12 protein-coding genes and 2 tRNA genes are annotated in these 14,542 nt (G+C 68.6%); 2 read left to right on the top strand and 12 right to left on the bottom strand.

The genetic code is table 11. The annotated features are described in order from the left end of the window. Positions 1-33: 33 nt before the first annotated feature. The 7 genes from mreD to ACZ58V_RS14850 all read right to left on the bottom strand — a co-directional run bounded on the left by mreD (position 34) and on the right by ACZ58V_RS14850 (position 8,298). Positions 34-705 carry a rod shape-determining protein MreD gene (mreD, locus tag ACZ58V_RS14880; protein ID WP_468189723.1) on the bottom strand — a complete coding sequence of 224 codons (672 nt, stop codon included), beginning with the start codon at positions 703-705 and terminating at the stop codon, positions 34-36. Positions 706-718: 13 nt separating this feature from the next. Then, positions 719-1,666, bottom strand: a complete 948-nt coding sequence (mreC, locus tag ACZ58V_RS14875; RefSeq protein ID WP_468189725.1) for a rod shape-determining protein MreC — start codon at positions 1,664-1,666, stop codon at positions 719-721. Positions 1,667-1,810: 144 nt separating this feature from the next. Next, positions 1,811-2,830, bottom strand: a complete 1,020-nt coding sequence (locus tag ACZ58V_RS14870) for a rod shape-determining protein (protein ID WP_121888712.1) — start codon at positions 2,828-2,830, stop codon at positions 1,811-1,813. 265 nt (positions 2,831-3,095) lie between these two features. Beyond that, entirely contained in the window at positions 3,096-3,509 is a 414-nt protein-coding gene (gene ndk, locus ACZ58V_RS14865) for a nucleoside-diphosphate kinase (protein ID WP_184592637.1), read from the bottom strand. Positions 3,510-3,572: 63 nt separating this feature from the next. Beyond that, positions 3,573-3,938: a DUF4233 domain-containing protein gene (locus tag ACZ58V_RS14860; protein WP_189723586.1), complete on the bottom strand. Its 366-nt coding sequence runs from the start codon at positions 3,936-3,938 to the stop codon at positions 3,573-3,575. Between the two features lie 5 nt (positions 3,939-3,943). Continuing rightward, a complete protein-coding gene (gene folC, locus ACZ58V_RS14855) occupies positions 3,944-5,464 on the bottom strand; it encodes a bifunctional tetrahydrofolate synthase/dihydrofolate synthase (RefSeq protein ID WP_471290281.1) in 1,521 nt (506 codons plus the stop codon). A gap of 203 nt (positions 5,465-5,667) precedes the next feature. After that, a complete protein-coding gene (locus ACZ58V_RS14850) occupies positions 5,668-8,298 on the bottom strand; it encodes a valine--tRNA ligase (RefSeq protein ID WP_468189731.1) in 2,631 nt (876 codons plus the stop codon). A gap of 138 nt (positions 8,299-8,436) precedes the next feature. Between ACZ58V_RS14850 and ACZ58V_RS14845 the strand changes: the two genes are divergently transcribed. Then, complete coding sequence (locus ACZ58V_RS14845; protein WP_471290279.1) at positions 8,437-9,396, top strand: hypothetical protein; 960 nt, start codon at positions 8,437-8,439, stop codon at positions 9,394-9,396. 64 nt (positions 9,397-9,460) lie between these two features. On the opposite strand, the gene clpX is transcribed toward ACZ58V_RS14845, so the two are convergent. The 5 genes from clpX to ACZ58V_RS14820 form a co-directional block, all read right to left on the bottom strand. Beyond that, complete coding sequence (gene clpX / locus ACZ58V_RS14840) at positions 9,461-10,747, bottom strand: ATP-dependent Clp protease ATP-binding subunit ClpX (RefSeq protein WP_020271910.1); 1,287 nt, start codon at positions 10,745-10,747, stop codon at positions 9,461-9,463. A 180-nt stretch (positions 10,748-10,927) separates the two neighbouring features. Further along, positions 10,928-11,635 carry an ATP-dependent Clp protease proteolytic subunit gene (locus tag ACZ58V_RS14835; protein ID WP_308400922.1) on the bottom strand — a complete coding sequence of 236 codons (708 nt, stop codon included), beginning with the start codon at positions 11,633-11,635 and terminating at the stop codon, positions 10,928-10,930. 110 nt (positions 11,636-11,745) lie between these two features. Next, a complete protein-coding gene (locus ACZ58V_RS14830; protein WP_030818448.1) occupies positions 11,746-12,351 on the bottom strand; it encodes an ATP-dependent Clp protease proteolytic subunit in 606 nt (201 codons plus the stop codon). Positions 12,352-12,634: 283 nt separating this feature from the next. Then, positions 12,635-14,011, bottom strand: coding sequence for a trigger factor (tig, locus tag ACZ58V_RS14825; protein WP_468189735.1), 1,377 nt, complete (start codon positions 14,009-14,011; stop codon positions 12,635-12,637). 201 nt (positions 14,012-14,212) lie between these two features. Continuing rightward, positions 14,213-14,289: transfer RNA gene (locus ACZ58V_RS14820), tRNA-Pro, on the bottom strand. Positions 14,290-14,452: 163 nt separating this feature from the next. On the opposite strand from ACZ58V_RS14820, the gene ACZ58V_RS14815 reads away from it, so the two are divergent. Further along, positions 14,453-14,523, top strand: a tRNA-Gly gene (locus ACZ58V_RS14815). Positions 14,524-14,542: the final 19 nt, after the last annotated feature.

The raw sequence follows: 14,542 nt of genomic DNA, 5'->3' as shown, positions 1-14,542 counted from the left end.
GAGTCTGTGATGACGGGATGAAGTCCCCTGCGTTCACAGGCGCTTGACCCCCTTGATGCGCCCGGCCCGCGCCATCCGGGCCCGGGCCGCCTTCACCCGCAGCCCGTTCCGCTGGCTGCCGATCTTCAGGCCCGTGCCGCCGGAGAGCCAGCCGGAGGAGATGTCGGAGGCCTTGGCGCCGGAGCCGGAATCGGCGAGCGGATCGTTCTCGGCGCGCCGGGCCAGGGCCATGATCCCCGGCACGACGAACGGGGCGAGCAGCAGGTCGTACAGGGCGGCCGTGAACAGCAGGCTGCCCAGGCCCACATGGCGGGCGGCGGTGTCACCGACGAGGGCGCCGACCCCGGCGTACAGCAGGGTCGAGCCGATGGCGGCGGCGACCACCACGACCATGGGGCCGGTGGCGGACTTCAGCCGGCCCGTCTCCGGCTTCGCCAGGCCGGCGAGATAGCCGATGACACAGAGCACGAGGGCGTACCGCCCGGCGGCGTGGTCGGCGGGCGGGGCGAGGTCGGCCAGCAGGCCCGCGCCGAAGCCGACGAGGGCGCCACCCATATGGCCGTACACCAGGGCCAGGCCGAGGACGGTGAGGAGCATCAGGTCGGGCACGGCGCCCGGCAGGTGCAGGCGGGCGAGGACGCTCACCTGGATCACCAGGGCGACGACGACCAGGGCGGAGGAGAGCAGGATCCGGTTGACGCGCATGAGGTGACAGCTCCTACTGCTCTTGCTGGTTCTGGCCGTCTGCGGGTGCCTCGGCGGACGGCGTCACGGTCACCGTCACCGTCGGCCTGGGGGTGGGCTTGGGTTTGGGCGGGAGCACCGTGTCGCGCGGGTCCTTCTTCGGGACCTCGACGACGACACCGACGATGTCGAGCTTGGTGAAGCTCGCGTACGGCGTGACATAGAGCGTGCGGGTCAGGCCGCCGCCGGACGGGTCGACACGGGAGACCACGCCGACGGGCACGCCGGGCACGAACGGCCGGTCGGCCTGCGAGCCGAAGGTGACCAGACGGTCACCCTTCTTCACCTCGGCCTTGCCGTTGAGGAGTTCCACGCGCAGCGGGCGGTCGCCCTGCCCGGAGGCGAAGCCGAGCTCGTCGCCGGCCTCCATCCGGGTACCGACCGTGAAGTCGGGGTCGCTGGCGAGCAGGACCGTGGCGGTGTTGGGGCCGACGGTGGTGACCCGGCCGACGAGCCCGTCCCCGTTCAGGACGGTCATGTCGCGCTTGATGCCGTCGTTGGCGCCGACGTCGACGGTGATGGTCCAGGAGAAGCCCTGCGCGGCTCCTATGGCGATGACCTGGGCGCCCTTGATGCCGTACTGGCCGGTGCCCGCGACCTTCAGCATCTTGTCGAGCTGCTTGAGGCGGCTGCGGCTGCGGTCGTCGCTGCCGAGTCTCGCCTTCAGGGCCGCGTTCTCCTCCTCCAGCACGGCGAGCCGGTCGTGCCGTTCGCCGGATTCACGGATGGCGGAGACCGCGTTGCCGACCGGGTCGACCGCGGCCGAGACACCGCTCTCGATCGGGCCGAAGACCGTCGCCGCGCCCTGCCGGGCACCGTCGACGGGCGAGTCCTCTCCACCGCGGATGTCCACCGTGATCAAAGCGAACGCGATGGCGATCAGCAGCACCAGGAGCAGCCGACTCTCTCGTGTGTCCCTCACGTGCGGCGGCCGTGCCCTTCCTCATAGGAATTCGGGGAGCCCCAGGGAAACCCAAGGGGCTGCTTTGTGGGAGCTTATGCCTCTATATCAACGATCCGCCGTACGAGAGGAGATCGTCCCGTACGGCGGAATCGAAGAGTTATGTCATCTGCGCGGCTGGGCGTCCAGCACCTGCTGGAGCGCCTCGAACTCCTCGACACACTTACCGGAACCGAGAGCCACGCTGTCCAGCGGATCCTCGGCGATATGGATCGGCATGCCGGTCTCGCGGCGCAGCCGCTCGTCCAGGCCCCGCAGCAACGCCCCGCCGCCGGTCAGAACGATTCCCCGGTCCATGATGTCGCCGGACAGCTCCGGCGGACACTTGTCGAGGGTCGTCTTGACGGCGTCGACGATCGCGTTGACCGGTTCCTCGATCGCCTTGCGGACTTCGCCGGCGGAGATGACGACGGTCTTCGGCAGCCCGGACACCAGGTCCCGGCCGCGGATTTCGGTGTGCTCGTCGGAGTCGAGGTCGTACGCCGAACCGATCGTGATCTTGATCTGTTCGGCCGTGCGCTCACCCAGCAGGAGGGAGTACTCCTTCTTGATGTGCTGGATGATCGCGTTGTCCAGTTCGTCGCCCGCCACCCGGATGGACTGGGCGGTGACGATGCCGCCGAGGGAGATGACCGCGACCTCCGTGGTGCCGCCGCCGATGTCGACCACCATGTTGCCCGTGGCCTCGTGGACCGGCAGGCCGGAGCCGATGGCCGCGGCCATGGGCTCCTCGATGATGTGCACCTGGCGGGCGCCGGCCTGGGACGACGCCTCGATGACGGCGCGGCGCTCGACGCCCGTGATGCCCGAGGGCACACAGACGACGACCCGCGGACGAGCCAGATACCTCCGCTTGTGGATCTTCAGGATGAAGTAGCGGAGCATCCGCTCGGTGATCTCGAAGTCGGCGATCACGCCGTCCTTCAACGGACGAACGGCAACGATGTTGCCGGGCGTGCGCCCGATCATCTTCTTCGCTTCGGCCCCGACCGCGAGGATGCCACCGGTGTTGGTGTTGATCGCGACGACGGACGGTTCGTTGAGTACGATCCCGCGACCCCTGACGTACACCAGCGTGTTGGCGGTCCCGAGGTCGACAGCCATGTCACGGCCGATGAACGACATTGAGTTCCCCATCAGGATTCGTCTGGCCTTCCCACTAGCTTTTGAGGGCTTTTCAGGTAGGCAAAGGTGGGTGCTGTGACGTGAAGGCTTCCATCGTAGACGCGCCTTCGCGAACACTGCGGGAGGGTCTCCGCCAATGTCAGCAGATGCTGTGCGGGTTCGCTTGTGGAGACGGGCGTTCGGGGGCGATCGTTCCCTCGATCGGCACGTATATGCCAGGAAAGTCCGGGAGCGCCGCTCCCGGACTTTGCTCGCCCTTCGCGCTTTAGGCGCGACCCGGGAAGAAGATCTTCACTTCCCGCTCTGCGGACTCCTCCGAGTCCGAGGCGTGGATCAGGTTCTCGCGGACGATGACGCCGTAGTCGCCGCGGATGGAGCCGGGCGCGGCCGCGATCGGGTCGGTCGGGCCGGCGAGCGCGCGCAGCCCCTCGATGACCCGCTCACCCTCCACGATCAGCGCCACCACCGGACCGGAGGCCATGAACTCCACCAGCGGCTCGTAGAAGGGCTTGCCCTTGTGCTCGCCGTAGTGCTGCTCCAGCGTGTCCTGGTCCAGGGTGCGCAGTTCCAGCGCGGTGATCCGCCAGCCCGCCTTGCGCTCGATGCGGCCGATGATCTCGCCGGTCAGGCCACGCCGGACGGCGTCGGGCTTGAGCAGGACGAGGGTGCGCTGGGTCACGACGGGCTCCTTATGCGTCAAGGTTCAGGAAAGACGAGATTACCCGGCGTGTCGGGCCGCTCGTTACGCAGCGTCAGGTGTGGAGGAGCCCGAGGGGCCCGCCTGGGCCGCGAATCTCGCCTTCGCCTCGTCCACCTTCCGCCCGTAGTGCACGGACGCCCACCACAGGGCCGCGAAGATCGCGCCCAGGAAGAACATGATCGGCACGACGAAGCCCGACGCGATGAGCGCGAGCTGCAGCGCCCAGCCGAGCACGACCCCGCCGGGGCGCGTCACCAGTCCGCACAGCACCAGGCACAGGAACATCGCGACACCGCTGACCGTCCACACGGTCGCCATGGACAGATCGGGATCCTTCATGGCGACCAGACCGGCGAAGCCGATGACGAAGAACTCGCCGATCAGGGTCGAAGAACAGAGCGTACGCACGGGTCTCAGCCCTTCCCCAGGAGCAGTCGGGCCTCGCCGACGGTGATGACGGAACCGGTGACGAGCACACCGCCACCCGCGAACTCGCCCTCCTCCTCGGCGAGCGTGATGGCGGCCTCGAGCGCGTCGGGCAGGCGCGGCTCGACCTGGACGCGGTCGTCGCCGAACACCTCGACGGCGATACCGGCCAGTTCGTCGGCGTCCATCGCGCGGTGGCTGGAGTTCTGGGTGATCACGACCTCGGCGAACACCGGCTCGAAGGCCTCCAGCAGCCCCCGTACGTTCTTGTCGCCGCTCGCGCCGACGACCCCGATGAGGCGGCTGAACTGGAAGGCCTCCCCGACGGCCTCGGCCGCCGCCCGGGCGCCCGAGGGGTTGTGGGCGGCGTCGAGCACGACGGTGGGCGACTTCCGCACGACCTCGAGCCGCCCCGGCGAGGCCACGGCGGCGAACGCCTTGCGGACCGCGTCCAGGTCCAGCGGCTCGGCCCGCTGCGCGCCGACCCCGAAGAACGCCTCGACGGCGGCGAGCGCGACCGCCGCGTTGTGCGCCTGGTGCGCGCCGTGCAGCGGCAGGTACACCTCGGGGTACTCGCCGCCGAGGCCACGCAGCGTCACCAGCTGCCCGCCGACGGCCACCTGCCGGTCGACGACGCCGAACTCCAGACCCTCCCGGGCCACGGTCGCGTCCACCTCGACGGCCTTCTTCAGCAGCACCTGCGCCGCCTCGACCGGCTGCTGCGCCAGGATGACCGTCGCGCCCTGCTTGACGACGCCGGCCTTCTCCGTGGCGATCTCGGCGTGTGTGGTGCCGAGCCGGTCGGTGTGGTCGAGGTCTATGGGCGTGACGACGGCGACGTCACCGTCGATCACGTTCGTGGCGTCCCAGGAGCCGCCCATGCCGACCTCGACGACGGCGACGTCCGCGGGCGCGTCGGCGAAGGCCGCGTAGGCCATGCCGGTGAGCACCTCGAAGAAGGACAGCCGGTACTCCTGCTGCGCGTCGACCATCTCGATGTACGGCTTGATGTCCTCGTACGTCTCGATGAACCGCTCGGCGGAGATGGGGGCGCCGTCGAGGCTGATGCGCTCCGTGATCGACTGCACGTGGGGGGAGGTGTAGCGGCCGGTGCGCAGCTCGAAGGCGCCGAGCAGGGCCTCGATCATGCGGGCGGTGGAGGTCTTGCCGTTGGTCCCCGTGATGTGGATCGACGGGTACGACCGCTGCGGCTCGCCCAGGATGTCCATCAGCGCGGCGATACGGCTGACGGAGGGCTCCAGCTTGGTCTCGCCCCAGCGCGTGGCGAGCTCCGCCTCGACCTCGCGCAGGGCCTTGTCCACCTCGGGGTCGGCGGGCCGGGTGGGAATGTCGGCCTCGGGCGGGCCGCCCTGGGTGCGGAGGGTTCGGCTGCCGGCTTCGATGACCGCGAGGTCGGGGTCGCGGGTGGTCTCCTCCGCGATGATCTCGTCGAAGTTGTCGAGGGGGTCGGGCTGGTCGTCGCTGTGGTCTGGAGGGAGCTCGCTCACGGGGCCCAGTCTACGGAGGGGCGGTGACATTGGTCGGGGGTGGTTTGTGTCGTCGTGTTTGTGCGGGTGCGTCGTGGCTTGTCGCGCCCACGCGGCGGAGCCGCATATCGATACAGCCCCGCGCCCCTGAGTCCGTGCCCCGCAGCTACGTGTGAGGCCCCCGGGCCTGACAGCACCGGGGGCCTCACACACCGTACGAACGCTTACGCCTGCGGCAGACGATCCAGCTGTGCCTGAATCCGGGCGATGTCCTCCTCCGCCTTGGCGAGGCGGGTGCGGATCTTGTCCACGACGTGGTCGGGGGCCTTCGCCAGGAACGCCTCGTTGCCGAGCTTGCCGGTCGCCTGCGCCTTCTCCTTCTCCGCCGCCGCGAGGTCCTTCGCGAGGCGCTTGCGCTCCGCCGCGACGTCGATCGTGCCGGAGAGGTCGAGGGCGACCTCGGCTCCGGCGACCGGGAGGGTCGCCGTGGCCGTGAAGGCGTCGCCCTCCGGCTGGAGCCGGAGCAGCTGCCGGATGGCCGCCTCGTGGGTCGCGAACGGCGTGCCGTCCAGCGTCAGCCGGGCCGGAACCCGCTGGCCCGGCTGGAGGCCCTGGTCGGCGCGGAAGCGGCGGACCTCGGTGATGACCGACTGGAGCGACTCGATCTCCTGCTCGGCGCCCTTGTCACGGAACCCGCTGTCGCTCGGCCACTCGGCGATGACGACCGACTCGCCGCCGGTGAGCGTGGTCCACAGGGTCTCGGTGACGAAGGGAACCACCGGGTGCAGCAGCTTCAGCGTGACGTCGAGGACCTCGCCGAGGACCCGCTTGCTGACCTCGGCCGCCTCGCCGCCCGCCTGGAACGTCGTCTTGGACAGCTCGACGTACCAGTCGAAGACCTCGTCCCACGCGAAGTGGAAGAGGGCGTCGGACAGCTTCGCGAACTGGTAGTCCTCGTAGAACGCGTCGACTTCGGCGACGACCGAGTTGAGCCGGGACAGGATCCAGCGGTCGGTCGACGACAGCTTCGCCGGCTCCGGCAGCGGGCCGTCCACGGTCGCGCCGTTCATCATCGCGAACCGCGTCGCGTTCCAGATCTTGTTGGCGAAGTTGCGGGAGCCCTGGACCCAGTCCTCGCCGATCGGGACGTCGACGCCGGGGTTGGCGCCCCGGGCCAGGGTGAAGCGCAGGGCGTCGCTGCCGTACTTGTCCATCCAGTCCAGCGGGTTGACCGCGTTGCCGAAGGACTTCGACATCTTCTTGCCGAACTGGTCGCGGACCATGCCGTGCAGGGCGATGGTGTGGAACGGCGGGGTGCCGTCCATCGCGTACAGGCCGAACATCATCATCCGGGCGACCCAGAAGAAGAGGATGTCGTAGCCGGTGACCAGGACGGAGTTCGGGTAGAACTTCGCGAGCGACTCGGTCTGTTCGGGCCAGCCCATCGTGGAGAACGGCCACAGGCCGGAGGAGAACCAGGTGTCGAGGACGTCGGTGTCCTGACGCCAGCCCTCGGCCTCGGTCCCGGGCGGCTCCTCGTCGGCGCCGACACAGACGACCTCGCCGTTCGGCCCGTACCAGACCGGGATCCGGTGGCCCCACCACAACTGCCGCGAGATGCACCAGTCGTGGAGGTTGTCGACCCAGTCGAAGTAGCGCTTCTCCATCTCCTGCGGATGGATCTTGACGCGCCCGTCACGGACGGCGTCACCGGCGGCCTTCGCGAGCGGACCGACCTTGACCCACCACTGCATGGACAGACGCGGCTCGATGGTGGTCTTGCAGCGCGAGCAGTGGCCGACGGAGTGGACGTAGGGCCGCTTCTCGGCGACGATCCGCCCTTCGGCGCGCAGGGCCGCGACGATCGCCGACCGCGCTTCCAGCCGGTCCAGGCCCTGGAAGGGGCCGTGGGCCGTGATGACCGCGTGCTCGTCCATGATCGTCAGGGCCGGGAGGTCGTGGCGCTGGCCGATCTCGAAGTCGTTCGGGTCGTGCGCCGGGGTCACCTTGACGGCGCCCGTGCCGAACTCCGGGTCGACGTGCTCGTCGGCGACGACCGGGATGGAGCGGTCGGTCAGCGGCAGCTTGACCAGCTTGCCGATCAGGTGCTTGTACCGCTCGTCCCCGGGGTGAACGGCGACGGCCGTGTCACCGAGCATGGTCTCGGCGCGGGTGGTGGCGACGACGATGGTGTCGTCCCCGTCGCCGTACTTCATGGAGACGAGCTCGCCGTCGTCGTCCTGGTACTCCACCTCGATGTCCGAGATGGCCGTCAGACACCGGGGACACCAGTTGATGATGCGCTCGGCGCGGTAGATGAGCTCGTCGTCGTAGAGCCGCTTGAAGATGGTCTGGACGGCCTGGGACAGGCCCTCGTCCATGGTGAAGCGCTCACGGGACCAGGCGACACCATCGCCCAACCGCCGCATCTGCCCGCTGATCTGCCCGCCGGACTCGCCCTTCCACTGCCAGACCCGCTCGACGAAGGCCTCACGGCCCAGGTCGTGCCGGGACTTGCCCTCCTTCGCCAGCTCCCGCTCGACGACGTTCTGCGTGGCGATACCGGCGTGGTCCATGCCGGGCTGCCAGAGCGTCTCGAAGCCCTGCATGCGCTTACGGCGCGTCAGCGCGTCGATGAGGGTGTGCTCGAAGGCGTGCCCGAGGTGCAGGCTGCCCGTGACGTTCGGCGGCGGGATGACGACGGTGTACGGCGGCTTGTCGCTCTTCTCGTCCGCCTCGAAGTAGCCCCGCTCTACCCAGCGCTCGTACAGCGGCCCCTCTACGTCGGCCGGCGCGTACTGGGTCGGCAGGTCGGTGCTGGGCGCTGGTGGCTGCTGCTGAGCGTTCTCGGTCACGGGGGTCAGTTTAGAGGTGTCACTCCCCCGTCCCGAAACTCGTTTGCTTTGTAACGGTGGGGGCCCCGATGCCATGCACACGACGGGTCTGCGCCAGGATGTCTGGAACACATAAGCATCTGGAGGGGAACCCAGAACATGAGCTACAACCAGCCGGGCCCGTACGGCGGGCAGCCCCAGCAGCCCGGACCGTACGGCCAGCCCGGTCCGTACGGCCAGCCGCCGCAGGCGCCCCAGCCCGGCTACGGCTACCCCCAGCAGGCCCCTCCGCCCCAGCCCGGCTACGGCTACCCGCAGCAGGCCCCGCAGGGCGTCCCGCCCCAGCAGCCCGGCCCCTACGGCCAGCAGCCCCCGTACGGCCAGCAGCCGCAGCCGCCCTACGGCCAGGCCCCCTACGGCGTCCCGCAGCCCCCGGCCCCGGGCGGCGGCGGCAAGAAGAAGACGGGCATCATCCTCGGCGCGGTCGCGGTCGTCGCGGCCATCGGTGTGGGCGCGTACTTCGTGATCGGCGGGGGCGGTGGCGGCCTGGAGGACGACGGGCCGCACAAGATCGCGACACCGGCGAAGGTGCTCAGCGAGTACAAGCGCACCACGAAGGACGGGCAGACCGCCGGAAACGCGTCGGATCTGGAGAAGAGCGGCGTCAAGAACGCCAAGACCGCTGCAGGCCTCTACACCACGGTGGACCTGAGCGACTACGACCCCGACGATCCGTCGTCCGCGGCGAAGATGGCGTCGGCCAAGACCCTTACGGTGGCGGGTGCCTACGGTGAGATCTCCGACCCGGAGGCGACGCTGGACTTGTTCTTCGCCAACTTCAAGAAGTCGGCCGAGAAGGATGCCGCGTCCGGGTCCGGCAGGCCCGAAGTGATCGGCGAGCCCGAGGAGGCCGAGCTCGACGGCGCGGCCATGAAGTGCCAGTCGGCCAAGAGTCAGGACGAGTTGACCAAGAAGCCGAAGGTCAACTGGTTCTGCGCGTGGGCCGACTACAGCACCATCGCCATCGTGTCGCCGGCTGAGGCGGCGCAGGGCGTCACCAAGGACGTGGCGATCGACCTCACCACCAAGGTCCGCGAGGAAGTCCGCGTCGAGGCCTGACGCCGGCAACGACGAAGGCGCCCAGCAACTGTGCTGGGCGCCTTCGCGTGCCGTGGGTGACTGACTAGGCGGTCTTCTGCTCGCCCGGCCCCCGACCCCGCGCATCCCGCGGAATCAGCGTCGGGTTGACGTTCGACTGGACGACGTCCGCCGTGATGACGACCCGGGCCACGTCCTTGCGGGACGGGACCTCGTACATCACGCCCTGGAGGACCTCCTCCATGATGGCCCGCAGGCCACGCGCGCCGGTCTGGCGGAGGATCGCCTGGTCGGCGATGGCCTCGAGGGCCTCACGCTCGAAGTCCAGCTCCACACCGTCGAGTTCGAAGAGGCGCTGGTACTGCTTGACGAGCGCGTTGCGCGGCTCGACGAGGATCTGCAGCAGGGCCTCGCGGTCGAGGTTGTGGACCGAGGTGATGACCGGGAGCCGGCCGATGAACTCGGGGATCATGCCGAACTTGACCAGGTCCTCCGGCATGACCTCCTGGAACTGGTCCTTGGACTCCATCTCGCGCTTGGAGCGGATCTGCGCGCCGAAGCCGATGCCCTTGGCACCCGCCCGGGACTCGATGATCTTCTCAAGACCGGCGAAGGCGCCGCCCACGATGAACAGCACGTTCGTCGTGTCGATCTGGATGAACTCCTGGTGGGGGTGCTTGCGGCCGCCCTGCGGCGGGACCGAGGCCGTGGTGCCCTCAAGGATCTTCAGCAGGGCCTGCTGGACACCCTCGCCGCTCACGTCGCGCGTGATCGACGGGTTCTCACTCTTCCTCGCGACCTTGTCGATCTCGTCGATGTAGATGATCCCGGTCTCGGCCTTCTTGACGTCGTAGTCGGCGGCCTGGATCAGCTTGAGGAGGATGTTCTCGACGTCCTCGCCGACGTATCCCGCCTCCGTCAGCGCCGTGGCGTCGGCGATCGCGAAGGGGACGTTCAGCATGCGCGCGAGGGTCTGCGCGAGGAGGGTCTTGCCGGAGCCCGTGGGGCCGAGGAGGAGGATGTTGGACTTCGCCAACTCGATGGCGTCGTCACGGCCGTTGCCCCCGCCGTTCTCACCGGCCTGGACGCGCTTGTAGTGGTTGTACACCGCTACGGAGAGGGCCTTCTTGGCGGCCTCCTGGCCGACCACGTACCCCTCGAGGAACTCGTAGATCTCGCGAGGCTTCGGGAGTTCCTCCCAGCGGACCTCGCTGGTCTCCGCCAGCTCCTCCTCGATGATCTCGTTGCAGAGGTCGATGCACTCGTCGCAGATGTACACACCGGGCCCTGCGATGAGCTTCTTGACCTGCTTCTGGCTCTTGCCACAGAACGAGCACTTGAGCAGATCGCCGCCGTCACCGATGCGTGCCACGGTGTGCTTCCCCTTCGCCTGGGAGACGACTGGACGTCGACGTCCAGCGGCTCCTGGTGCAGCCTTATGTCCGACGGTACCTTGCCGGGCCCCTCGTTCGGGCCCCCCTTGGCGCGGTTCACTTTGACGTGCACCGTGCCAAACCGTGCCAAGGGGCGGCAGACGATACAGCCTCTCGCCTCAGCGCAGGCTCGAGTTGTCCATCTTCCGGGTGCTGATGACCTGGTCGATCAGTCCGTAGCTCAGCGCGTCCTCGGCCGTGAGGATCTTGTCGCGCTCGATGTCCTCGCGGATCTTCTCGACCGGCGTGGTGGAGTGCTTGGCCAGCATCTCCTCCAGCTGCGAGCGCATCCGCAGGATCTCGTTCGCGGCGATCTCCAGGTCGGACACCTGACCGCGGCCGGTCTCGCTGTACGGCTGGTGGATCAGCACGCGCGCGTTCGGCAGGGCCATGCGCTTGCCCGCCGTGCCGGCGGCCAGCAGGACGGCGGCGGCGGAGGCGGCCTGGCCCATGCAGACCGTCTGGATGTCCGGCTTCACGTACTGCATCGTGTCGTAGATCGCGGTGAGCGCCGTGAAGGAGCCGCCGGGGCTGTTGATGTACACCGAGATGTCACGGTCGGGGTCCATCGACTCCAGGCACAGCAGCTGCGCCATGACGTCGTTGGCGGAGGCGTCGTCGATCTGGACGCCGAGGAAGATCACGCGCTCCTCGAAGAGCTTCGCGTACGGGTCGTACTCGCGGATGCCCTGGGAGGTGCGCTCGACGAAGCGCGGAATGATGTAGCGGGACTCGGCCTGCGGGCCGGTGTAGCGGCCCTGCGAGGCGCTCATGTCCTGCACGGCGTTCATACGGTCGTAGATCCCGCTGCCGGGGAACTGGTTCACGGTGTCTCCTGAAAAGGGCTGAGGCGGTCGGCTGGGGCTGTCTGGGGTCGCTTGGGGCCCGGGAGGGCTCCGGGGGCCTCACGGGGCGCCACAGGCCCCGTGGGGACCTCTCAGGCCCCGGTGCCGCCGCCGCCCGGCATACCTGCGGCCGTGGGGATGACGTCGTCGATGAGGCCGTACTCCTTGGCCTCGAACGCGTCGAACCAGCGGTCGCGGTCCGAGTCGCGGGTGATCTGCTCGACCGACTGCCCCGTGTGCTGGGACGTGAGCTCGGCCATGCGCTTCTTGGTGTGCAGCAGCCGCTCGGCGTGGATCTTGATGTCCGAGGCCGAGCCCGCCAGGCCGGCGGAGGGCTGGTGGATCAGGATCTCGGCGTTCGGCAGCGCGAAGCGCTTGCCGGGGGTGCCCGCGCTGAGCAGGAACTGGCCCATCGAGGCCGCGAGACCCATGGCGATCGTCACCACGTCGTTCTTGATGAACTGCATCGTGTCGTAGATCGCCATACCGGCCGTGATCGAACCGCCGGGGCTGTTGATGTAGAGGTAGATGTCCTTGTCGGGATCCGCGGCAAGGAGCAGCAGCTGTGCGGTGATCTTGTTCGCGATGTCGTCGTCGACCGGCTGGCCGAGGAAGATGATCCGCTCGTTGAGCAGCCGGTTGTAGACCTGGTCACCGAGGCCACCACCGATGGAAGGCTCGCCGGCGGCGGAGGGCATCAGATTCGTCACGTATCCACCTGCTCGTCTTACGACGGCGCCGGGCCGTCTCACGTTTCCCTGCGGGGCTGGAGCCGTTCGCAGACTCCACTGCCCTCGTATTCATGGACCCTAACGCGCGGGTCCCTTCGGGGAATCCCGGAGATGGGAGTGTTCGCCGGGGGCGTAGCGACTTGGGTGCTTCGGTCCGCACCTGGGTCGGTGACGCCGACGGGCCCCGAGAGGCACTGGTGTGTGTCTCTCGGGGCCCGTCCTTACGGCGTTACCAACCAGGTACCGGGGCTCAGCCCTCGGTCTTCTCCTCGGCGGCCTCGGTGGCCTCGGCCTCGGGGGCCTCGGTCTCCTCGTCCTCGTCGTCCAGGTCGACGACCTCGCCGTTGGTGTCCTTGACCGCGGCCTTCTCGACCACGACGGCCAGGGCCTTGCCGCGGGCGACCTCGCCGACCAGGAGCGGAACCTGACCGCCCTCGACGACGGCCTGGGCGAACTGGTCGGGGGACATGCCGGAGGAGGCGGCGCGCCGCATGAGGTGCTCGGTGAGCTCCTCCTGGCTGACGTTCAGCTTCTCCTGCTTGACGAGCTCGTCGAGCACGAACTGCGTCTTGATGCCCTTGACCGCGGCTTCCTTGGTCTCGGCGTCGAACTCCTCGACCGTCTTGCCCTGGATCTCGAGGTACTTCTCGAGATCGAGGCCCATCTGGCCGAGCTGGTGGTGCTCGAGGTTGTGCTTGCGGGTGTTGACCTCGTCCTCGAGCAGCTTGTCCGGGACCGGCACCTCGACCAGCTCGAGCAGCTTCTCCAGGACGCGCTCCTGGGCCTGCGTGGCCTGGTCGTACTGCTTCATGTTCTCCAGGCGCTTGCGGCTGTCGGCCCGCAGCTCCTCGATGGTGTCGAACTCGGAGGCGAGCTGCGCGAACTCGTCGTCCAGCTCGGGCAGTTCACGCTTGGCGACCTGGGTGACCTTGACGGTGACCTCGGCCTCCTTGCCGGCCGCCGAGCCGCCCTTGAGCTCGGAGGTGAAGGTGGCCTCGCCACCGGCCTCCACGCCCTTCACGGCGTCGTCGATGCCGTCCAGCAGCTCGCCGGAGCCGATGGTGTAGGAGACGCCGTCCGCGACGCCGTCCTCCAGGACCTCGCCCTCGACCTTGGCCTCCAGGTCGATCGTCACGACGTCGCCGTCCTCGGCGGCACGCTCGACCGGGGCGGTGGAGGCGAAGCGCTCGCGCAGCTCCTCGACCGCCTTGTCGACGTCCTCCTCGGTGACCTCGACCGCGTCGACCTCGACCTCGATGCCGGAGTAGTCCGGGATCTCGATGGAGGGACGGATGTCGACCTCGGCGGTGAAGTTCAGCGTCTCGCCGTCCTTCAGCTCCGTGATGTCGACCTCGGGCTGGCCCAGCGGGTTCAGCTCGGCCTCGTTGACCGCGTCGGTGTAGAACTTCGGCAGCGCGTCGTTGACGGCCTCCTCCAGCACCGCACCGCGGCCGAACCGCTGGTCGATGACCCGGGCCGGGACCTTGCCCTTGCGGAAGCCCTTCACCGTGACCTGCTGGTTGATCTTCTTGTACGCCGCGTCGAGGCTGTCCTTGAGCTCCTCGAAGGGCACCTCGACAGTGAGCCGAACCCGAGTCGGGTTCAGGGTCTCCACGGCGCTCTTCACGGTTCGGTCTCCTTGTGGCTGACTTCTTGGGTTCTGCCGGGGCCAGAACGGCCCGGCGGATTTCGCCGCCCGGAGACTTCAGACGCTGAGACACACGGGCGTGCAGCTTGCATAGTAACGGCAGCGACTACACCGCCCAAAAGGCGATCACATGAGTGACCGGGCGACGATCACTCAGGTGACTCGAGATGATCGGATGGCTGGTCGGGGTGGCGGGATTTGAACCCACGGCCTTCCGCTCCCAAAGCGGACGCGCTACCAAGCTGCGCCACACCCCGTTCGGTGCGACACGTAGGGTACATGGCGCAAGGCCGTACGGCCGCCGTATTTCCGCTGCGTCGGCGCCGGGAAGGCCCGGACGCGAATGCGGTGTGCGACGAGGGCGCACAACCCGCTACGATGCTTGCGTGCCGAGGTCACCCGACCTGCGGCGCGCACCGTGCGGGCGTAGCTCAATGGTAGAGCCCTAGTCTTCCAAACTAGCTACGCGGGTTCGATTCCCGTCGCCCGCTCTGAACGGCTCGGGCCCGG

The organism is Streptomyces sp. NPDC040589 (assembly GCF_055594445.1).
This window is presented reverse-complemented; position numbering and strand designations above follow the sequence as displayed.

Coding starts and splice junctions, on each gene's coding strand:
- mreD (WP_468189723.1), bottom strand. CDS start 705: ATGCGCGTCAACCGGATCCTGCTCTCCTCCGCCCTGGTCGTCGTCGCC.
- ACZ58V_RS14870 (WP_121888712.1), bottom strand. CDS start 2,830: ATGTCGTTCATCGGCCGTGACATGGCTGTCGACCTCGGGACCGCCAAC.
- ACZ58V_RS14845 (WP_471290279.1), top strand. CDS start 8,437: ATGAGCTACAACCAGCCGGGCCCGTACGGCGGGCAGCCCCAGCAGCCC.
- ACZ58V_RS14830 (WP_030818448.1), bottom strand. CDS start 12,351: ATGCCCTCCGCCGCCGGCGAGCCTTCCATCGGTGGTGGCCTCGGTGAC.